The 22,305-nt window shown below is 59.0% G+C and carries 12 protein-coding genes and 1 tRNA gene; 9 read left to right on the top strand and 4 right to left on the bottom strand.

From position 1 onward, the window contains the following. Positions 1 to 537: 537 nt before the first annotated feature. The 3 genes from CDO73_RS18225 (at position 538) to CDO73_RS18215 (ending at position 5,145) form a co-directional block, all read left to right on the top strand. The gene (locus CDO73_RS18225) at positions 538 to 1,104 is read left to right on the top strand and encodes a sigma-70 family RNA polymerase sigma factor (protein WP_088489964.1); all 567 of its coding nucleotides are present in this window, start codon (positions 538 to 540) and stop codon (positions 1,102 to 1,104) included. Further along, positions 1,101 to 2,132 carry a DUF4179 domain-containing protein gene (locus CDO73_RS18220; protein WP_088489963.1) on the top strand — a complete coding sequence of 344 codons (1,032 nt, stop codon included), beginning with the start codon at positions 1,101 to 1,103 and terminating at the stop codon, positions 2,130 to 2,132. The genes CDO73_RS18225 and CDO73_RS18220 overlap by 4 nt, the downstream gene beginning before the upstream one ends. Positions 2,133 to 2,361: 229 nt before the next feature. Further along, positions 2,362 to 5,145: a glycoside hydrolase family 3 protein gene (locus tag CDO73_RS18215; RefSeq protein WP_088489962.1), complete on the top strand. Its 2,784-nt coding sequence runs from the start codon at positions 2,362 to 2,364 to the stop codon at positions 5,143 to 5,145. Between the two features lie 468 nt (positions 5,146 to 5,613). Here the strand turns inward: CDO73_RS18215 and CDO73_RS27245 are convergent, their stop codons facing one another. Continuing rightward, positions 5,614 to 7,488, bottom strand: a complete 1,875-nt coding sequence (locus CDO73_RS27245) for a glutamate synthase subunit beta (protein WP_088489961.1) — start codon at positions 7,486 to 7,488, stop codon at positions 5,614 to 5,616. A 394-nt stretch (positions 7,489 to 7,882) separates the two neighbouring features. Between CDO73_RS27245 and CDO73_RS18205 the strand changes: the two genes are divergently transcribed. Together CDO73_RS18205 and CDO73_RS18200 are read left to right on the top strand one after the other, a co-directional pair. Next, positions 7,883 to 8,395, top strand: coding sequence for a hypothetical protein (locus tag CDO73_RS18205; RefSeq protein ID WP_143536154.1), 513 nt, complete (start codon positions 7,883 to 7,885; stop codon positions 8,393 to 8,395). Positions 8,396 to 8,584: 189 nt separating this feature from the next. Further along, entirely contained in the window at positions 8,585 to 12,397 is a 3,813-nt protein-coding gene (locus CDO73_RS18200; RefSeq protein ID WP_088489959.1) for an alpha-L-arabinofuranosidase C-terminal domain-containing protein, read from the top strand. Between the two features lie 373 nt (positions 12,398 to 12,770). Here the strand turns inward: CDO73_RS18200 and CDO73_RS18195 are convergent, their stop codons facing one another. Further along, positions 12,771 to 13,436, bottom strand: coding sequence for a hypothetical protein (locus CDO73_RS18195; protein ID WP_256972754.1), 666 nt, complete (start codon positions 13,434 to 13,436; stop codon positions 12,771 to 12,773). A 263-nt stretch (positions 13,437 to 13,699) separates the two neighbouring features. On the opposite strand from CDO73_RS18195, the gene CDO73_RS18190 reads away from it, so the two are divergent. After that, a complete protein-coding gene (locus CDO73_RS18190; protein ID WP_088489958.1) occupies positions 13,700 to 14,629 on the top strand; it encodes a helix-turn-helix domain-containing protein in 930 nt (309 codons plus the stop codon). A 156-nt stretch (positions 14,630 to 14,785) separates the two neighbouring features. On the opposite strand, the gene CDO73_RS18185 is transcribed toward CDO73_RS18190, so the two are convergent. Then, positions 14,786 to 15,802, bottom strand: coding sequence for a glycosyltransferase family 2 protein (locus CDO73_RS18185; protein WP_088489957.1), 1,017 nt, complete (start codon positions 15,800 to 15,802; stop codon positions 14,786 to 14,788). A gap of 22 nt (positions 15,803 to 15,824) precedes the next feature. Then, positions 15,825 to 17,414 carry an ArnT family glycosyltransferase gene (locus CDO73_RS18180; RefSeq protein ID WP_088489956.1) on the bottom strand — a complete coding sequence of 530 codons (1,590 nt, stop codon included), beginning with the start codon at positions 17,412 to 17,414 and terminating at the stop codon, positions 15,825 to 15,827. A gap of 343 nt (positions 17,415 to 17,757) precedes the next feature. Here CDO73_RS18180 and CDO73_RS18175 point away from each other — a divergent pair, with 343 nt between their 5' ends. From CDO73_RS18175 to CDO73_RS18165, 3 genes are all read left to right on the top strand, one after another. Next, on the top strand, positions 17,758 to 20,277 hold the full coding sequence (locus CDO73_RS18175) for a LamG-like jellyroll fold domain-containing protein (protein WP_088489955.1): 2,520 nt from the start codon (positions 17,758 to 17,760) through the stop codon (positions 20,275 to 20,277). Between the two features lie 321 nt (positions 20,278 to 20,598). Further along, positions 20,599 to 20,682, top strand: a tRNA-Leu gene (locus tag CDO73_RS18170). Between the two features lie 488 nt (positions 20,683 to 21,170). Continuing rightward, positions 21,171 to 22,157: a sigma-70 family RNA polymerase sigma factor gene (locus tag CDO73_RS18165; protein ID WP_088489954.1), complete on the top strand. Its 987-nt coding sequence runs from the start codon at positions 21,171 to 21,173 to the stop codon at positions 22,155 to 22,157. Positions 22,158 to 22,305 lie beyond the last annotated feature (148 nt).

The following is a 22,305-nucleotide window of genomic DNA, read 5'->3' as shown; positions in this document are numbered from 1 at the left end:
AAGGGTTCGCCTTGTTCAGAGGGACTTCTGCGGCTAGTCTTGGAACGGTTCCGACAAAGCCGCAAGCTTTACCCGCTGCGAATGAGGATAGCCGATATTACGCGTTTTTTCGCTGCAATACTTACAGGAACAATGCACCTTTCCTTTGGACAGGCGGCTGTACTGATTATCTTTGACGCACCAGCCACGAAATTCGAGAATAGACTGTTTGCGCCGAATGGCTCGAATACGATGGTGGCGGTAGTACGCCAGGGGACGGTTTTTGCGGCTTGGTTTCACTTGCGATCACACTCCCGGTTATGAGACCCCGCCCGCAGCGGCCCCGGAAGAGAACTCGGCCGCTACGGGCAGGGTGTGATCGCTTCTAGCTTAAACAAGGACATGATCGGCCTCCTAATGAGTATGATTTCAGATCAAGCTTCAGGATTACAGACGATTTGAGCCAGCGAAAAGTTTCCGCTGCCTTGATAGAATCGCCATTCGGATTTCGTACTATATACTGTCGGTACTGACAAAGGGATCGGAAGGAGGGATCGGGTGGAAAACGAACAAGAAAAACGCGAGCGCGCAATCGTCAGGCGGCTGCGGAAAAAAGACGAACGGGCGCTGCGCGAGCTGATCGACCTGCACGGCGGATTACTCGCGGTGATCGTGAATCGCTATCTGCCCGGCAGCCCGCAGGATCGCGAAGAGTGTCTGGACGACGTGCTGCTGGCGATCTGGGATCATATCGAATCGTTCGATGCTAAACGCAATACGTTCAGACAGTGGTGCGCGGCCGTCGCGAAGTACCGGGCGATCGATTACGCGCGCCGGGCGATGAAAGAACGGGAACGTCGTTCGTCCGAAGCGTTGGATGCGGAGCGGCTGCCAAGCAGCGAAACCGGCTTCGCGCCGCGCGGAATCGAAGCGGACGAGGTGTTGGCGCGTCTGCCCGAATCCGAGCGCAGGCTGTTCGAGCAGCATTATCTGGAAGGCGTTCCGGTTCGGGAGCTCGCGGAAGAGAGACGGGTCCGGGAATCGTGGGTTCACAATAAACTTTCGCGCGGCAGACGGAAATTGAAGAAGATCTGGACGGCGCGGAAAGAGGTGCACGGGGAATGAACATCTACGACGAATTGAACGATCTGAATACCGAGACGTCGACGTACGAAGAAGGGCCGCTGCCTGAGAAGGAGCGCGAAGATTGGGAGAAGCGCGTGCGAACCAAGCTGCTTTCGTCGGGATCGAGCCGTCCGTCCCGGGCGCGCCGCCGAGCCAAATGGCTGATCCCGTCCGCGGTCGCCTTGCTGCTGGCGATCGGAGCGACGCTGCCTTCCGGTCAAGAAGCGCTGGCGCGGCTGCCGTTCGTGGCGGGGCTGATCGAGCGTTTCGCGGGCGACGGCCCGAATGCCGATTATTCCGCGTACAAGACGCAGGAAGAACAAACCGCGATCAACGAATTCGGGAGTCTGACGTTGAAAGAGGTGATCGTGGATACGGATCAACTGTTAATAGCCTTGAAATTTAAACCGGCGGAAGGCATCGAGGTTGGCGAAGGTCTCCAGATGACAGCGAAAGTATTGATTAACGGCGAGAACGTATCGATGGGCGGAGGAAGCTATGGCAGCGAAAAAGAGCAGGACGGAACGTATACGCTCTACGAAGACGCTTCGTTAAGCGAGCTTCCCCCGGGCGAGACGCTGCATGTTTCTTTGGAATACAGCGGTTTCTACCCGAAAGGTTTTCTGTCGGTGCCTACGAACGTGACGAAGCCCTGGAAGTTCGAGGTCGAAAGCTCGCGCGCTGCGATCCTCGCGGATACGAAGACCGTCCGTATGGGTCGCAAGGTCTTGTTGACTAACGGACAGCAGATCCTGATCGAAAAAGTGGTCGTCAGCCCTTTGTCTACCCGAGTCTTTATGAAAATGACGAAAGAGGCCGAACCGGGCAGAAAATATACGTTTTACGGTTTCCGGTTGGTGTCGGCAAGCGGCAAAGAGTTCGATCAGTCCGCTTTTGCGGGAGGCATGGACTCGTATTCGTACTCCCGTTTCCCTAAGATCGATCTCGAAGCGGAAAAGTATTTCCTGATTCCTTACGACGGGTCGCAAGACAAAGAGCTGGGGGAAGCGATTCCGATCGAACCGTGAAAGACCAAGCGGCGAAGACCGTCTTCGGACTATCTTCGCCGCTTCTTTCCACGTAAAGCTTTACTTCTTCCCCCGACATTCTTTATAGTGGAGAAAGATGCGCGGCGTTTTCTCGACGTTTACGAAACGGTTTTCGGAAAGCGCGGTCAATTTTGCTCGAGACCGGTCGACGAAAAGCAGCATGCGCGCAGGGGACACACCCCATATACAGAATCGGGAGGGAACACAATTGAGCCAAACGAACGTTGGAGGCCCATTGAAAGGATTTGCGGAGTTCAGCCGCAAAGTCGCCGCACAGGGCGCGGTACTGATTCAGAACGAACAACAGGCGCTGCCGATTCGCGAAGGCGAAAACGTTGCGATTTTCGGACGCGTGCAGCTTAACTATTACCGCAGCGGCACGGGATCGGGTGGCAGCGTGCACGTCTCGCATACGACGAACCTGCTGGACGGACTGCGCGGCAAATCGTCGCTGACCGTCAACGAAGAACTGGCTGCGGTCTATACGAAATGGATCGAAGAGAATCCGTTCGACAACGGCGGAGGCGGATGGGCCGCGGAACCGTGGCATCAGAAAGAAATGCCGCTGACCGACGAACTCGTCGCGAGCGCGCGCGCCGCATCGTCCAAAGCGATCGTGGTGATCGGGCGTACGGCCGGCGAAGACCAAGACAACGCCGACGCGCCGGGCAGCTACCGTTTGACGCCGGAAGAGCTGGACATGCTGACGCAGGTCACGAACCATTTCGAGCAGACGATCGTCGTCTTGAACGTCTCGAACATCGTGGACATGAGCTGGGTCAAAGAAGCTTCGCACAAACATCCGATCGCCGCGGTCATCTATGCGTGGCACGGCGGGATGGAAGGCGGCAACGCGATCGCGGACGTGCTGTCCGGCGAAGTGACGCCGAGCGGCAAGCTGACCGATACCATCGCGTATTCGATCAACGACTATCCGTCGACCGGCAACTACGGCAACGAGTTCAGAAGCGCTTACGAAGAAGACATTTATGTCGGATACCGGTACTTCGAAACGTTTCACCCGGAGAAAGTCCAATACGAATTCGGTTTCGGATTGTCGTACACGACTTTCAGCCAAGCACCGGAAGCGGCGACGATCGTTCAAAAAGACGGCGAAGAATGGATCGAAGTCGGCGTAACCGTGACGAACACGGGCGACACGTACGAAGGCAAAGACGTCGCGCAGTTGTACGTCGAAGCCCCGCAAGGTCGTCTCGGCCAACCCGCTCTGAAGCTGGTGACGTTCGGCAAAACGAACTCGCTCAAACCGGGCGAATCGCAGCGTCTCGTGCTGAGCTTCCCGACTTCGAAATTGGCTTCGTACGACGATTCCGGCGCGACGGGTCATGCTCACGCTTACGTGCTCGAAGAAGGCACGTACTTGCTGCATGTCGGCTCGAGCGTCAAGCAGCTCGAAGTCGTGCAGGTGGGCGGAGCGGACGGCTACATCGTCAACGAGCTTCGCGTGGTCGAGCAGCTCGAAGAAGCGATGGCTCCGGTCGAAGAATTCTTCCGCATCAAACCGGGCGCGCGCAAAGCGGACGGAACTTACGAGTTGGAAAGCGAAAACGTGCCGACCCGCAAAGTCGATATGGCGCAGCGCATCCAAGACCGCCTGCCGCAGACGCTTGCGGAGAGCGGAGACAAAGGCATCAAGCTTCAGGACGTGAAAGCGGGCAAAGCTTCGATGGACGAATTCGTGGCGCAGCTCAGCAACGAAGAACTGGCGACGCTCGTTCGCGGCGAAGGCATGAGCAGCCCGCTCGTCACTTCGGGTACGGCTTCCGCTTTCGGCGGCGTCAGCGATGCGCTGCTCGGCTACGGCATTCCGGTTGCCTGCACGGCGGACGGCCCTTCGGGCATCCGGATGGACAGCGGCGGCCAAGCGACGCAGGTCTCGATCGGCACGCTGCTTGCGGCGACATGGGACAAAGAACTGGTCGAAGAACTGTACGTGCTGGAAGGTCAAGAGCTGCTGCTGAACAACGTGGACGCGCTGCTCGGACCGGGCCTGAACATTCGCCGCAGCCCGCTGAACGGCCGCAACTTCGAGTATTTCTCCGAAGATCCGATCGTATCCGGCGAATTCGCGGCAGCCTGCGTGCGCGGCATCATGAAAGGCGGTTCCAACGCCACCCTGAAGCACTTCGCGTGCAACAACCAAGAGCAGTATCGCAGCAAAGTTAACGCGGTCGTGTCCGAACGCGCGCTGCGCGAGATCTACTTGAAAGGCTTCGAGATCGCGGTACGCGAAGGCGGCGCGAACTGCATCATGACGTCGTACAACCCGATCAACGGCCATTGGGCAGCTTCGAACTACGACCTCAACACGACGATTCTGCGCGGCGAGTGGGGCTTCGACGGCATCGTCATGACCGACTGGTGGGCGATCATGAACGATTCGGCGAACGGCGGAGAAGCGAGCCGTCAGAACACGAACTTCATGGTCCGCGCGCAAAACGATCTGTACATGGTCGTCATGAACTACGGCGCGGAAACGAATATCTGGGGCGACAACACGATGGAATCGCTCGAGAACGGCACCGTGACTCGCGGCGAATTGCAGCGCAGCGCGAAGAACATCTGCAAGTTCATCATGAACGCGCCGGTCTTCTCCAGAGAACGCGGCGAAGAGACGGTCGAGAAATTCGCCGCTCAAGACGTGATCCAACTGGATAGCGCCCAAGCGCTGTCCGCGGAAGGCGAAGTGCAGCCGTCCGTCGATTCGCCGGTTTACTTCAAAGTGGAGCAGCCGGGCGTGTACCGCGTTGCCGTCAACGTGATGTCGCCGGAAGCGGAACTCGCGCAAAGCGCGTGCAATCTGCTGCTGAACGGCCAAATCCTGACGACCGTTCAGATGAACGGAACGCAGGGCCGCTGGCTGAAACAGCGTCTCGTGACGATCGAACTGGAGCTGGGCACGTACAAGCTCGACGTCGAATTCACGAAACCGGGCCTGCAACTGGGCGCGGTGGAGTTCAAACGGGTGTAAATGCGTTCTGTCGGATCCGGCAGGGCAGCTCCGTCTCGGCGGAACGGCTCTTCTGGATCCTTCATCCTTCGTGAGCATAGCCTGCTCTAACGGAACGAGATGACGCTTAGACGCAAAAAGGCTGCCGGATTTCGGCGTTTTCGCAGGTTTTGCTCGGCTAAGCGTCCGTACGATCCGTTAGAAGGGGATCTTCAAGAAACGGATGGCTGCGGATCTGTCCGGCTGATGCGGATCCGCTCGTCGACCGCAGCCGCCCCTCGGCTGATCCAGCCGCATAAGCCCGAAAGACATTTAAAAACGACCTTGGTTCCTGCGCCTAGACGGCGGGAAACGAGGTCGTTTTTTTTTGATGTTTCGTATCCGCTTGCGGTAAAGCCGAGGCTGGACTTACGGGTGCATGCGGAGTCGTCTTCGACTTCGGTCCATTTCTTCAATCGCGACAGTCTGCGTGCTCGGCACAGTCAGCCGTCAATACAGCCCCGTCCCGCCCGTCAGGTAGCGGTCCACTTCGCGCGCGGCTTCGCGGCCTTCGCGGATGGCCCAAGCCACGAGGCTCTGCCCGCGGCGCATATCGCCCGCCGCGAACACGCCTTCGGCGCTGGCGGCGTACAAGAACGCCGCCGGATCCCCGCTGCCCGGCCCTCCGAGGCCGGCCGGGCTGGACGGCGCGCCGAACGGCAGGCGCGCCTGCACCGGTGCCGATGTCGCACCGGCAGAGCCTCCGGACGCCGGCGTCGTCCGGAGCCGGGCCTGCGGCCCCGCTTCGGCGCAGGATTCCGCGCCTGCGCCGAACCCCGCGAAGGCCGGCTGCGCGAGGCCTTCGCCCCCGCCCGCAGCCTCGCGGGCGCGAGCCGCAGCTTCGCCGCGGCTCGCCCAGTCCCGGCCGTGCCCGCCGGTCCGGACGTTGGAGCGCTCGTCGCTCTCCAGCTCCAACTGCCGGATCAGCGGCTGCTCCGGCCCGGTAAAGCCGAGCGCCAGCAGCACCAGCTGCGCGGGGAAGACCTGCTCGCTGCCGGGAATCTCGTACGGCGTCGATCGGCCGTCCGGTCCGAGGCGCCAGTCGACGCGGACCGTCTGCACGCCGCAGACGGATTCGCCCGTTTCGCTGAGGAAACGCTTGGCGGACGTGACGTAACGGCGCGGGTCCCGCCCCTGAACGGCTGCGGCTTCGCGCTGGCCGTAATCGGTCTTTTTCACCCGCGGATATTCCGGCCACGGGTTACTCGCCGGGCGCTGCGAAGGCGGCTCGGGCATGATCTCGAGCTGGACGACGCTGCGGCAGCCTTGGCGAAGCGCCGTCGCCACGCAGTCCGTGCCCGTGTCCCCGCCGCCGATGACCACGACGTCGCGGCCTGCGGCGGAGAGTTCGCGCTCCGCCTGCAAGTCGTCTCGGCCTGTTCGCGAGCGATGCGACTCGTCGCTTCTTATCTTAGCTTGATCCGCTTCGCCCGCCGCTCCCGAGACGGCTGCCCCGACGCCGACCGCCGTCCGTTCGTCGGCGAACCCCGCGAGCACTTTCTTCGTGCTCGCCGTCAGATAATCCATCGCCTGACGAATACCGCCGAGCTGCCGGCCTTCGATGTTCAGATCGCGGGCGGCCGTCGCGCCGCCCGCCAGCACGATCGCGTCGTGGCGCGCGCGGACTTCCCAGACGGGAATATCGCGGCCGACTTCGGCGTTCGTCACGAACACGACGCCTTCGGCTTCCAGCAGATCGACGCGGCGCTGAACGGTGCGCTTGTCCAGTTTCATGTTCGGAATGCCGTACGTCAGCAGTCCGCCGATCCGATCGGCGCGTTCGTAGACGGTGACGCTGTGACCGGCTTTGTTGAGCTGCGCGGCGCAGGCAAGGCCCGCAGGACCGGAGCCGACGATCGCGACCTTTTTGCCGGTACGCACCGTCGGCGGTTCCGGCTGGATCCAGCCTTCCGCGAAGCCGCGGTCCACGATCGCTTTCTCCAGCGAGCGGATCGTGACCGAACTGCCGATCAGGCCGGCGGTGCAGGAACCTTCGCAAGCGGCCGGACAGACCCGGCCGGTGAATTCGGGGAAGTTGTTGCGTTTATGCAGACGATCCAGCGCGCCGCGCCAATCTCCGCGGAAAACGAGGTCGTTCCATTCGGGAATCAGATTGTTCAGCGGGCAGCCCGCCGCCATTCCCGACAGCAGCCGTCCCGCGTGACAGTAAGGCGTGCCGCAGTCCATGCAGCGCGCGGCCTGCAGGCGCAGGCTTTCTTCGTCCATGTTTTCTGCAAACTCGTTCCAGTGCGCGATCCGTTCCCGCGCTTCGCATTCGCTCGGCGTCACGCGTTCGTATTCCATGAATCCCGTCGCTTTTCCCATGCTGATCTACCTCCGGTCGATGTCGTCAAAATCCGATTCGCGTTTCTTCGATGCTTCGATCATGCTGTGAAGCGCCGAAGCGAAAAAAGAACGCGAACCGTCTGCGTTTCGCCGAAGCGAAACAAACTGCCCGTCGGCGCAAAGTTGCGATCCGGGCGATAAGTCTGGAATGCGTTTGAGTACCCGTAAGGATGAAATGTCTCAAGATTACCAGCAACGTCGGCAGCGCGTCATGAAGTAAGTCACTTTGAAGGTATCGGGGCCGATCAAAATTTATGATGCGGGCGATAAAGCGGCGGAAAGCAACTATTCAGCTGCTCGGCGCGTCTATGCCGTTATGCGGTTAGTGTTCGCGAAAAAGCGAAAATGCACCGAAAACGAAGGAGGAATCACGATGAAATTCAATAAAACGGCGATCGGCCTGACGGCGGGCCTGCTGCTGTTCGGAGGAACGGCGGCCGCGGCGTCTTCGAGCCTCGTCGGTCATAAAGTAAGCGCGGTAATCGGCGTGGAGCGCCACGGCAAACCGGTGGCCGAAGCGATCGTGGTACAAGGGCGTTCTTACGTGCCGGTCCGTTCGTTGGAAGAAGCGGCGGGCGTCACTTACGCCATGCAGGATAACGGGAAGATCGGCTTGTCGGACTCTTCGTCGTCGATCGAAGGACAATTGACGAAACAGAAGTCGGAGCTGGTGCGGCTGAAATCGGAGATCGAACAAGGCGAGCAGACGGTACATAAGCTTCAAGCCCTGATGCCGGAGCTGTCGACGGATGCCGGCGATCCGACGACCCAATCCTCGTTGGCCGCGATCCAGAAGAAGTTGGAAGAAAACCGTGCCGCTTACGCGCATACGCAAACGATCGTGTCGGTACTGGAAGAACTGTCGTCTTCGAAAGCCAAGCCGTAAATCCCTGCCCGAAAGTTCGCGAGCTGTGCTTGCGGCCTTCGGGCTTTTTTGCATTTTTGTAAACGGTTGATTTTCTGCTTGAAGTTGTACGTACAACACGTTATGATTAATCGAAACCGAATATAAATATTTATAATTAATAAATAAATTAACTAAATACATAAAAAGAGAAACGATAGGAGCTTAAACATGACTTCATTTCAAGAACGATTAATCGCAAGATATAAGTTCGATGACGCTTCGAATGTCGGACAGGATAGTTCCGGGCACGGCCGTCACGCTTCGGCGGAAGGCAGTCAGCTTCCTGCCGTGGAGCGGGTCGGCCATATGAACGCGGCCGTATTCGCCGGAGGGCCGCACGGAACCTCGTATTTGCGGATGCCGGACGACCTGCTTCGGGGTGTGGACGATCATAGCGGCGTGACGATCACGGCTTGGGTACGTTTCGATGCGGGCACGAGCGTATGGGAGCGCATCTGCGATTTCGGCGGCGGGGAAGGCGCGCCTTCGTTGTTCCTGACCCGCGCGCTGCGCGGCACATTGGCCGCCGGCGGCGATCTGGTCGCCGATCCGGGGCGCGGCTTCGTGCGGGACGAATGGATGCATATCGCCATGAGCGTGACCGGCACGCGGGGCGGAACGCTCAGCAGCGCCGGGCAGATGATCTACGTTAACGGCGAAGCGGCCGCGGACGGCATGATCAGCCAGACGTCGAGCGGCCATTACGCGCAGCTTCGCCGCTGGTTCGAGAGTTTGGCGGATGAAGCAAGCTATACGCATAACTACATCGGACGTTCGCAGTTCGCGGCGGACGACGATTTTGCCGGGAGCTTGTTTGATTTCCGCGTGTACGCGGCCGGTTTGTCGGCGGACGAAGTGATCGAAGTGATGTGCGAATCGCTGACGGACGAAGAGATCGTGCGGTTGGCGGCAGTCAAATATCTGACGTTCCCGAGCGCCATTTTGACCGAAGACGTGACTTTGCCGGTCTCCCTGATGGGCGGCAAAGTATCCGTAAGTTGGGCATCGGATTCTCCGAAAGCCGTTTCGAATGACGGTCGAGTCTGGCCGAGCGGCGTCGGCGAACCGCAGGCCGCGGTGCTCACCGCCACGCTTCGAGTGGGCGAGAGCACGGAGGAACGCGATTTCGAGGTGTCGGTTCTGCCGCCGGAGCTTCCGCCTTATACGCTGACGATCCACGGAGAAGAGCGACTCGAAGGCGTCGTCGACGTCAGCGAAGTCATGTACGGGTTGTTTTACGAAGACATCAACAATGCGGCGGACGGCGGCATCTATGCGGAGATGATCCAGAACCGCTCGTTCGAAGCGTTCGAATTCGATACGTATTCCCATGCTTCCGGCGCCTGCGGCTGTTCGACCGGACGCAACCGTCAGCCGCTGCTGTGGTGGTACGGCGATATCGACAAGATGACCCCGCGGAATACGGATACGCTCGGACGATTTCTCGGCTCGAACGATCCCGACGTGAACGGGTATTACGTGACCGTAGCGGACGGCGCGACGATCTATAACCGCGGCTTCAACGATACGAACAACGGCTGCGCGATGAACATCCGGGCCGGAGCCCGATACGACTTTACGGTCTGGGCCAAATCGGAGCAGGGCGGCTATATCACGCTGCAGCTGCAAGATCCGGAAGGCGAAACGGCCGGCAGCGTCGTCAGCGTGAAGATCGACAGCGGCGGAACGTGGAAAAAGTACGGCGTCCCTTACCCGGCGGACGGTTCCGTATCGTCGACGCTGGTGCTCACCGGTTCGAAAAACGTCCTCGGTCAGCTCGCGCTCACCTTCGAAGGCGACATCTCGATCGAATTGGTCTCGCTGGTGCCGCAGCAGGTGTGGGGCGCGGACGAAGAAGCAGGTTCGCTTTCGGCTCGCGCCAACTATCTCGGCAACCCGAACTACCGGCTGCGCCGCGATCTGGTGCAGGCGCTGGCCGGGCTGCATCCGAAATTCCTGCGTTTCCCGGGCGGCTGCATCTCGGAAGGTTCGTTTATCTGGGACAACGTCTATGATTGGAAAGACTCCGTGGACGATATCGAGCTGCGCAAAGAAAACTTCAACGTCTGGGGCTATATGATGACGATGGGCCTCGGCTATATGGAATATTTCCAATTGGCCGAAGACCTGAACGCGACTCCGCTTCCGGTCATGGCCTGCGGCGTGCTGTGCCAGGCCCGTTCCGACTACGCGCATCCGGCCGGCGGCGAACTGCGGGAAACTTATATCCGGAACTTTACGGATCTGATCGACTTCGCGCTCTCGACGGACTTCGAAAGCAACGAATGGGCGGCTATGCGCCGGAAAATGGGCCACGAAGCGCCGTTCGATCTGCGTTATCTGGGCGTGGGCAACGAGAACTGGGGCACGGAGTTTTTCGCCAATTTCGAAGTGTTCAAGACGCGGATCGACGAATACATGGAGCGGCATTATCCGGAACGCGAACTGCACATCATCTCCACGGTCGGCGCGCAGGCGGACGACGACGCGTATCAGCAGGGGTGGAAGTTCTTGAGCGGCAATCTGGAAGGTACGGCGGACGTCGAATTCGCGGACCGGGACAAAGTGATCGCCGAAAAAGTGAGCTGGTACGCCAAGCAGCCGAACTATATGGATACGATCGCGGACGAGCATTACTACCGGTCGAACGACTATCTGCTGAATAATGCGGACCGCTACAATTATTATTATCGGGCCTACAACGCCGACGGCAGCATCGACTGGCGCGAGACGTCCAAAGTCTTCGTCGGTGAATACGCGTCCACGGACAAAAATACGCTGGCCGGCGCGATCGCCGAAGCGGCGATCATGACCGGCTTCGAACGCAACGCCGACGTGGTGCGCCTCGCCGCTTACGCGCCGCTGTTCAACAAAGTGCTCACCGACGGCACGTACCGCTGGACGCCGGACTGCATCTGGTTCGACGACGAGACCGTCTGGTTCACGCCGAACTATTACGTGCAGCGGATGTTCGCGCGGTACCTGGGAAGCCGCGTGCTGCCGACGTCGTTCTCGACGTACAGCCAGGGCAAGCCGGTCGACTTGATCCCGCGGGGCGGCATCGAGATCGCGGCGGGCCGCGCCGAGGTCGTCGTGAAAAGCGTCAAAGTCACGTCCAACAAGGACGGCGCGGTACTGCTGGAAGCGGACTTTGCGGCGATTGCGGGACTCGATCCCGTCTGGCAGGCTATCCCGGGTTCGGAAGGGTATAGGCTGGAGATCGGCCGCGGGCTCGTATTGAAGCCGCAGCGCTCCGGACTGAACGGACTATATGTGATCAACGAAGATTGGACGGACTATCAAGTCGAGTTGGTCGCGTCCAAGTCGGCGGGCGAAGACGGCTTCTATGTCGGCGTCGGCCTGACCGACATCTCGCCGGCACGCAAAAACGTGCTGGAATACGCGATCAACTACGAAGGTCGAGCGACGGGCGTAAAAGTCTACAAAGACGGCGTCGAAGCGTATACGCTCGGCGATTATTCGTCCAGCACGGCCGCGGGCAATCTGCGGGCCGCCGCTTACGAGCCGCTCGAAGACGGCCGCGAGTACACGATTACCGTCGATTACGGCGGCCGATCCGGCCGGAATCTGATCGGCTCGTACGCCGACCCGGCGAGCGGCTGGAGCAGCAAAGTGCTGGATTACAAACTCGAAGCGTATAACCGCGAGGTGTTCCACTCGGTGACGGCGGACGACCGGCAGATCTACGTGAAGCTGGTCAACGCGGACGGCGTGGACAAGAACGTGCGGCTGAATCTCGATCGTCTGAGCGTGGAGGCCCGGGCCAAGCTGATCACGCTGACCGGAGACGCTTCGCTGCTGCGCGTGCCGAACGTCAACAAGAAGAACGCCGAAGCGATCGTTCCGGCGGAATGCGAAGTGACGTTGGAGACGAGCGTTTCCGGTTCCGAAGCCGTGCTTCGCCTGCCGGCCAACTCGGCGAACGTGCTGGTGTTGGAGCGTTCGAACGGAACGTTTTAAGATCCGAAGGTGGAGAAAGCGGCGCAGGCGGAGAAGGAGAAGCGAGCCGATTCCAAGAAGCGTTCGTTCGCATAGGCCGAGCAAGAGTCGCGACAAGGGCTTCGCTAACGGAACGACGATTCCTTAGCCGGTCGATTGTGCTCTTTTTTAGCTGAAAAATCGCCTTTTTTCAAGCTAAGCGTCGCCTCGTTCCGTTAGCATTTAAAAAAGGGCTCCGAATGCCCGCTAAGCGTCGGCTCGTTCCGTTAGACCGCGAAGAGAGATCAAGCTCGATGCGCACGGGATCGCGACGGCGGTTTAAGCGGCAAGGTTGGCGGCGAAACGGAAATCGAGAACCTCGACACGTCAAAGAGCGGCTCCTATCGAGCCGCTCTTATTTTCTCGTGCGCGGACGTCTTCTGACGCGCTCTTTGACTTGTTTGATCGACTGGGCGCGACGGATTCGACGTTCTTTTTTCTGACGCAAAATCGGGTTGCTGTTCACGTTCTCGCGGTAGGCTTCCATCTCTTGCAGATACGCTTCTTCGCTCTCGCTCGTCGACGGCAGGAACGGCTCGTGATTGTAATCCGTTCTTCGGCCGTAGCGCAGCATCTCGTAGATGATCATGCCGTTATTGGGCTTGCCGTTGGTCGTGCGCATCGGAATGATATCGAACAGCGCGTAATAGAACGCATAGAAGACGAGCCGGTCCCAGAACGTCTTCTGCCATTCCAGAATGCCGTTGGCCAGCAGAAAGTTGATTACGAAAGCGAGCGCCAGATTGACCAGAATCGGTCCGGCATACAAGCAGATATAAGCGAGCCGGCTCTCGCGGCGGATCTCGTCGTACGAGAACCAGCTATAGAGATGGTAATAACGGCGCACGTCGAAGATCCCGAGCTTGAACAGGCGAGGTCCCGAACCGAGCGTGATCCGCGGATTGCTGACGCCGAACAAAGCGCTGCCGAGCAGATACCCGGATTCCCGCAGGAAGACGACGACGGGCAGAATGATGAACGCCGAGATGATCAGCGAGACGAGATCGGACAATCCGAACATGGTCTTCCTCCTTTCGACGAATTCTCCGCTGTATAGCCGAGCGCCGATAATTCTCCCATGCTAACCATACCCTTTCGAACGTCCGGTGAAAAAGACGAGCAGAAGCCGCGAGGAAGATCGCAACCGAAGGAAAGCGGAGCGGCGTTATCGAAAAAGGAAAGCATCGAATCGGCAAGGCGGCGCTCGGCACGGCAAAATGCACGAACGGGATCAAATCCGCGCGGAAGCGTTCCGGTAACATGGAGGCGAAAGGGGAGAAAGACATGTACGAATGGAACGAACGGGTGCAGGAGATGGTCGATTGGATCGACCGCCATATCGGCGAAAATCCGGCGCTGGCCGCGATGTCGGAGCAGCTCGGCTACTCGCCGTATTATTGCGCGCGGCATTTTCACCGTCTGACCGGCACGACGCTGCGGGATTATCTCGGTTATCGGCGAATCAGTCTCGCGGCGTTGGAACTGCGGGATACGGATCGGCGGGTACTGGATATCGCGCTGGATCACGGATTCTCGTCGCACGAAGCGATGACGCGGGCGTTTCGCCGGGCATTCGGCGTCGCGCCGCAGGAGTACCGCCGCCATCCGAGTCCGATCGCGCTTGCCGTTCGCCCTGAAGTCTTTTCCCCTTATCACTATCTGATGAAGGAGCGAGGACGCATGAGCGAAGTTCACGCGCAGCAGGCGGAGATCAAGACGGAACGAATTCCGCGGCATCGGTTTATCGGCATCTGGGACCCGGAAGTATCGAATTACGGCGACTTCTGGTCTAACGGTCACGACTGCGACGAGGTCAGCGGCACGATCGAGAGTCTGTCGCACGAGACGTTGGCGGGGCAGATCGGGCATACGGCAGGTTGGATTAAGGCGGGCGAGGCGGAGCGGGGACCGAGCGGCTATCTGTACGGAATTCCGGTAGCTGCCGATTACGAAGGCGAAGTGCCGGACGGGATGGAATGCCGCGAAGTGCCCGAATCGGAATATCTGGTCTTTTGGCATCCGCCGTTCGATTACCTGAAAGACAACGGCGAAGTCATGCGGGTCGTGGAGGACACCGCGTGGAACTTCGATCCGTCGAAACTGGGCTATGTCTGGAACGAAGCGCCGGGCCTGCAAACTTACCAGCGGCATTTCCCGGAAGGGTACGGGTATGCGGTGCTGCGCCCGGCGAAAAAGCTCGCGGCCGCGGAATAAAACGCGCAGGCGCTCGATCGGCGGGAGATCAACTCAAAAAGGAGGAAGCCGGAAGGCTCCTCCTTTTTTCTTTTTACGCGAAACTCGCAGTCGAATTTGCCGAGAAGGACGGTTTCGCAGGCTTTCCGGCGCTTTAACATCCTTCCCGCCCAGACGTCATTTTGCCGCGCTGCGGCCGATATCCGCAGGAATCCGGCCCGCCGTGCCGGCGTTCGCGCTCTGCTGGGCGTTTATCCCGATCGCCCGCTCCACGATGAATTTCGGGCGGGACTTGGTCTCCAGATACGTTTTGCCGATGTATTCGCCGATAACGCCGATCGCGAGCAGCTGAAGGCCGCCGATCGCCCAGACGGAGATCGCGATCGTCGTCCAGCCGGGCACGGTCCGGCCGTTGACGTGCACGGTCAGGAAATAGAGCAGCATGACCAAGCTGACGGCGAACAGCAGGAAGCCGAGCGAGGTAATCATGCGGATCGGCTTGATGCTGAACGAAGTGATGCCCTGAAGGGCGAAAGCGAGCATCTTTTTGAGCGGATATTTGGACTCGCCCGCGAACCGCTCGTTGCGCTCGTATTCGACGGTCGAAGACGGGTAGCCGATCAGCGGCACGATGCCGCGCAGGAACAGATTGGTCTCGCCGAATTCGGCCAGACCTTCCAGCGCCCGGCGGCTCATCAGGCGGTAATCCGCATGATTGTAGACGAGATCGGCGCCCATCAGCCTCATCAATTTGTAGAAGCCTTCGGCGGTGGTGCGCTTGAAGAAGGTGTCTTTCTCCCGCGCTTTGCGCACGCCGTAGACGATGTCGCATCCTTCCCGGTACTTCTCCACGAATTCGTCGATCGCCCCAATATCGTCCTGCAGATCGGCATCGAGCGAGATGACGACGTCGGCGTATTCTTTGACCGTCATCAAGCCCGCGAGCAGCGCGTTCTGGTGTCCCCGGTTCCGTGCCAGATTGACGCCCCCGAAGATCGGGTCGGCCGCGTTCAGCTCTTCGATCATCGGCCAAGTGCGGTCGCGCGACCCGTCGTTCACGAACACGATCCGGCTGTGTTCGGAGACGGCTCCGCGGGCGATCAGGGCGGTCATTTTTTCTTTCAACCGTTTGGCCGTCTCGCCGAGCACTTCCTCTTCGTTATAGCAGGGAATAACCAGATACAGCTTGTCCATTCCTTTTTCCTCCCGAACCACTTTACTTTTTCAATTGATATAAAGTATAAACGAACGTTTCTCCTTCGAAAACCTGCTCCTGCCGCGCGACCGAATCGTACAGCTCTGCTAATTCGGGCGGCGGATAAGAATCGGGGTCGGGATCCTGTCGGCTCAAGCTGGTCAGCACGAAATCGGCGGAGCGTTCGCGGATGTAGCGTCGCTGCTCGTCCATGTTTTCCGGGAAGCTGGCATAAGCGAAATTCTGTTTCTGGAAATAGCGGTAATTCGGCACGATTCCCGTCGTCGTGTACAAGCCGCGATCGAGACTGCCGTAGTTCAGCAGCGTCGCGTTCGGCGTCTGCTCGATGATTCGCGCGAACCGGTTCTGGGCGAGATCTTCCCGGGCGACCTTCATCATCGGAACATTGCCGTTGAACAGATAGGTCAGCGGCAGCACGATCAGCAGGCCGAGAACGGGAACCGCCGCCGCGAAGCGAAACGTAAGCCGATCTTTCGTCGCCCGCCGCAGCAGATCGAGCAGCACGATCCAGCCGAAGACCGTGAACGGCGCGATGACCATAAAATAATAAACGTAGCCTCTTCCGCCGCCGTATACGCCGAGCACGAGAAACGCGAGCGTCGTCAGCAGCGACAAACGTCCGGCGAGCGGAGGCAGATATTTGCGTCCGAAAACGAAGAATATAGCCAGCAACCCGGTCAGCAGCAGCATCGGACTGTGCAGCAGATTGTCGCGAAAACGGTAGATGACCAGCCAGACTTTGTCTTCGAGCGTCGATTCTTTGCCGTAGAAACGGAAGTTGGCCAGAATGTACGCGTCGATCCACTGCGGAATCGCCCGTTGAACGCCGAAATAGACGATCCACGGCAGCGAAGACAGCGCCATTCCGCCGAGGAACGCTCCGCAGGAGAGCAGAGAACGCAGGAAACGGCGATTAAGCACGATGCAGAAAAACAGCGCCGCCATCCAACCGAACCAGAAGCCGAGCAGCGAATATTTGATCCACATCGCCATGCCCGCGGCGACTCCGTTGGCGAGCAGCATGGCATAAGGCGGCGGGTCGGGATAGGTTTCTTTGAAATAGCGCAGCAGCGCGTACAGACTGAACGCGAGCAGCGGCATCGTGAACTCTTCGGCGCTGTCTCCGTGCGTGAAGCTCGGCAGGTTCAGCATCACGGCGGCGAAAAAAGGCAGGGCGAGCAGCGAGTAACGAACGTCGAGAAAAAGAGCGACGATTTTATGTATGTAGTAAAGAAAGAAGGCGAACGAGATCGTTTCGAACACGTAGACGCCCAAGAAAGAACGATCGGAGATCCAATAAGCGAGCGTATGGATGAAATAGAGCAGCGGGCCTTTCTGTTCGAACAGGTCGCGGTACGGAACGAGTCCGTGAGCCATGCCTTTGCCCATCGTGAAAAACGAGTTGGCGTCCACCCAGTCGTTCAGCGGATACAGCGGCGAGGACTTGGTACAGAGCAGCAGCAGCAGAGCGGACGAAACGAGGCAGTAGGCTGCGATAATCAGGCGGACGGCGGAGGAAGAGGGGGTCTTCGGTCCGTACGCGAACGGCGGTTGTCCGGAACTTTTCCGGAACGGCGGGCTTGTCTGCATGGTAGGACTCCTTCGAAAGTCTTGAGATAAATGGCGGCAAGGGTATAAAGCTATAAACGTAAGAGTTATATAACCGAATTTTTGGAAAACGATTCAATCGTAAACAGCAGAAATCAAAATTGTCGAAACGAAAATAAACTTTTGAACAAAATTAACTTAAAGGGAAATCTAGTTGTGAAAATTAATCGCTAAATGGCATGAAAATAAATAAAAAAGCTTATATAGTTAACTTTTTTATTATTTATTTTTAAAAATGTGAAGGAAAATGTAACACGAAGACGAAATGGATAGGGCAAGCTCTATTTATTCCTGTATTCCATATTCGAAGGAGGAATCTCATTTCATGAATCTCAGCAAGTTTACTCGCGGCACGGCGGTGCTGCTGTCGCTCGCGCTGCTCGTCCCGATGACCGCAGGCTGCAGCAGCGCGGCCGACGCGGCGGCGGCCGATACGCCTCCGACGTTCTCGGAAGTCTCCGTACACGATCCTTCGATCGTCAAAGACGGCGACACGTATTACGTGTTCGGCTCGCATATCGCGGCCGCCAAGTCGAAAGACCTGATGAACTGGACTTCTTTTGCAAACGGTTACACAACTCCCGGAAACACGCTGTACGGCGATCTGTCGAAAAATTTGGCCGGATCGTTCGAATGGGCGGGCGAAAACGACTCGGACAGCAAAAACGGCTTCGCGGTCTGGGCGCCGGACGTATTCTGGAATAAAGACTACGTCAACAAAGACGGTTCCAAAGGCGCATATATGATCTATTACAGCGCGTCTTCCACGTATATCCGTTCGGCGATCGGCTTCGCTACTTCGAAGAACATCGAAGGCCCGTACGAATACGGCGATACGGTCATGTATTCCGGATTCACCGCCAACGACGCCTACGACAAAGACAGCAAAGTCAACAAACAATGGAAAAACACCGGAATCGACGAGCTGATCGCGGCGGGCAAACTGACCGGCGAAAACGAAAACTGGTTCAACGCCGACGGTTCGTACAACAACCAGCAGTATCCGAACGCGATCGACGCGGCTTTGTCTTACGATACGAAAGGCAAGCTGTGGATGACGTACGGCTCGTGGTCGGGCGGCATTTTCCTGCTGGAGATCGACCCGAAGACCGGACAGCCGATCTTCCCGGGCAAAGACGGCAAGGCCAAAGACGGGCGCATGATCGACCGCTACTTCGGAACGAAGATCGCGGGCGGCTACGGCAAATCCGGCGAAGGTCCGTACATCGAATACAACAAGAGCACCAAAAATTATTATCTCTACGTCACCTACGGCTGGCTGGGCGCGGACGGCGGTTACAATATGCGCGTGTTCCGCTCGAAGAACATCGACGGCCCGTACGTCGATTCGCTCGGTCAGAACGCGGTGCTGCCGGCGGCGACGGAGAACACGGAGATCGGCAACAAACTGATCGGCAATTTCCTGTTCGAACGCGAAGCGGGCGATCCGGGCACGGGCATCGGCTACGGCTATTTGTCGGCGGGACACAATTCCGTCTACACGGACAAGAACGGGCAGATGTTCCTCGTGTTCCATACGCGCTTCCCTCAGCAGGGCGAAGCGCATGAAGTGCGCGTGCATCAGATGTTCATGAACAAAGACGGCTGGCCGGTGGTCGCGCCTTACCGCTACGGAGGCGAGAAGCTGGCGGCGGTCAAAAAAGACGAGATCGCGGGCGATTACGCGTACGTCAATCACGGCAAAGCTTACTCCGGCGCGATTGCCGAAACGCAGTCGATCACGCTGAAAGCGGACGGCACCGTTACCGGCGCGCTTCAGGGCAAATGGCGCAAGAACGCGGATAACAAAGCGAAGCTGACGCTCGGCGGCGAAGAATTCGACGGCGTGTTCCTGCGCCAGTGGGACCCGGTCTCGCAGACGAACGTCATGACCTTCACCGTCGTGTCCGGCAAAGGCGAAGCGGCATGGGGCACGCGTCTGGCCGATCTGACCGACGAGCAGGTCGTGGACAGAATCGCGGAAGGCTTGGATCTGGGCGATACGAGCAAAGTAACGGCGGATCTGAAGCTGCCGACGATCGGCAGCCGCGGCGCTTCGATCGCTTGGAGCAGTTCGAACGAGAACGTAATCTCTTCGTCGGGCAAGATCCAGCGTCCGGCCGAAGGACAACCCGCGGGCACCGCGACGCTGACGGCGAAGATCGTCAAAGGCGGCGCGCAGAAGACCGCGACGTTCGAGATCACGGTGCTTCCGGTCAAGAACGCGACGCTGCAAGCGCATTACGCGTTCGAAAATAACCTCTCCGACAGCGAAGGCAAGTTCGCCAAAGGCGGCATCACCGGCGACCGGATCGGCAAAACGGGCGGCAAATTGACTTATGCGGCCGGCGCGAAAGGCCAAGCGGCCGTGTTCGACGGCGCTTCCGGCGTCAGCCTGCCGGACAATCTGATCCAGAGCCCGTCGTATTCCGTCTCGCTCTGGGTGAAGCCCGAGGAGCTGACGACCTACACGACGACGTTCTTCGGCGCGAAAGACGACACGCATTGGGTGAGCGTGCTGCCGAAAGGTTCGGTCGGCGACCAGACGACGGTCTGGGGCGGCAGCGCCAAATGGTACGACGGGGTGACGGGAACGAAGATTCCGGCCGGCGAATGGAGCCATCTGGCGTTCTCCGTCGACGACGGCACGCTGACGGTATACGTGAACGGCGAGCGCAAGTTCGAAGGGACCGGCTTCCCGAATCCGTTCTCCGAAGAAAGCAAAGGCACGTTCGCGCTCGGCGTCAACTGGTGGGATGCTGCGTTCAAAGGGCAGCTCGACGAACTTCGGGTGTATAAAGGCGCATTGACCGCTCAACAGGCGGCGGAATTGGCGCAGAAATAAGTAGAAGGCGATGAGCGGCAAATCCGGCGGCGTCTTCGACGCCGCCGATCAGGCCAGCCGCGCGGAAGCGGTACCGCTTCTGGTGAACGCTTCCGGCATGCGCTAAGTTCGCAAGGCTCGGATCGGAAGCTGGCGGGGAATCCGTCGTTGCGATTCATGCTCAAGCTATAAGCAGGTTCGCTGTTCGTCTCCGATCAAAGGGACGAATAGCGGCCTCTTTTTTTGCGTATAATAAAAAAATCGAAATAATGCTTGCCATATCGCCGAGAGCATGGTATATTATTTCTTGTGCTCGCGAGGTAATCGCGAACATCAAGATATGCGGTCGTGGCGGAATTGGCAGACGCGCACGGTTCAGGTCCGTGTGGGCTAACCCCCGTGGAGGTTCGAGTCCTCTCGACCGCATCCTTATTTTGTGACTAAGGCCCGAATTTCTGACTAGATCAGAAGTTCGGGTCTTTTTTCGCTTTTTCGGATTTTATGCTTTTTTTGTCACGTTGGACGGTTCTATATTGTTTATAGGTCAGAGGGGAAATGTCTGCTTGTATGCGTGCAGGCGGAACCTAATCGAGGGAAGGACGTTTAAGCTGCTGATTATAGTCGTTCGATCTTTTCGGTCTCTAACGGAACTGAGAGACGCTTAGAACGAATTTTCGATGTCATCGAATTTTCTAACGGAACGAGATGACGCTTAGACGAGAAAAACAGCGATTTTTTGCGATTTTCGGCCGCTTTTGAACGCCTAAGAGACATGCGATCCGTTAGCGCTCAAAAAGAAGACAAAAACGAGCTCTAAGGAATCTGTGTTCCGTTAGCGAGAAAAAAGAGGCGAGCGCGGACTGTCTTTTTTGACGAATCCGTCTCGATCCACGAAAAGGAAGGGGAGATCGGCTATGGAGACGAGCCGGAACGCGGACGCTTCGGCGGAGCGGGAAGATCGCGACAGGGAGCAGCTCGAAGAATGGTACGCGCAGTATAAACGATACGCGTTCGCGATCGCTTACCGGATGCTCGGTTCGGCGGAAGAAGCGGAGGACGCCGTGCAGGACTGCTTCGCGGAACTGGGCAGGCGCGGACCGCAGGGCATCGACCGTATCCAAGCGTATCTGGCCCGCATGGTCACCAACGCCTGCCTGAACCTGCTCAACTCGGCGCGCAGCCGCCGCGAGACGTATATCGGCGAATGGCTGCCGGAGCCGATCAGCGGCGAAGACGACGATCCGGAAGCCGTCGCGGAGCGGCGCGACATGCTGAGCTACGCGTATCTGGTGCTGCTCGAACGGCTGTCGCCGGGCGAACGCGCCGTCTTCGTGCTGCGCGAAGCGTTCGGTTACGATTACGCGGCCATCGCGGAGATGACCGGGAAGAGCGAAGCCGGCTGCCGGCAGATCTACAGCCGGGTCAAGCGCTCGCTGCAAGCGGAACCGGCCGCGAGCGGGAATACGCCGCGCGCGGCCGGTCGGCGCGGCGAGGCACGCGCCGGGCTGCTGCGGCGTTTCGCCGCCGCGTTCGACGCCTACGACGTCGGCGCCATGTTGGAGCTGCTCGCCGAGCAGCCGGTGTTCTCCGCCGACGGCGGCGGCCGCGAACTGCGGACGGTCGTCCGGCCGATGATCGGCCGGAAAGGGGTGCTGGCGCTGCTGACGTCGCGCCGCCTGTATGCGCAGCTCCGCGAATGGCAGGCTTCGGCCGAGCCGGTCAACGGGGAGCTGCAGCTCGTGTTCCGGCAGGACGGCGAGGTACGCGCCGTGCTGTGCCTGCTGGCGGAAGAAGGCCCGGACGGGCCGCGCGTCCGCGATCTGTATTTGATGCTGGCCGACGACAAGTTGGGCCGCATCGGGGCGCCGCCCGGCGCCGCGGACGAAGTCGCGGAACCCTAACGCGCCCAAACGCGCCCGCTTCGCGGGCTCAAGCTTCCTCGCCGCTGATCGGCGAAGAGGCTTTTTGTCGTGTTTGGATGGCAGCGGCGCGACATCCCGCCTCCGCCCTATTACGCCGACCGCTCCGCCCGTCGCCGTCTACCCCGCC

It is taken from the genome of Saccharibacillus sp. O23 (assembly GCF_002205895.1).
Taxonomy (GTDB): domain Bacteria; phylum Bacillota; class Bacilli; order Paenibacillales; family Paenibacillaceae; genus Saccharibacillus.
Note: the sequence above shows the minus strand (reverse complement) of the source record. Positions and strands in the feature narration are given on the sequence as shown.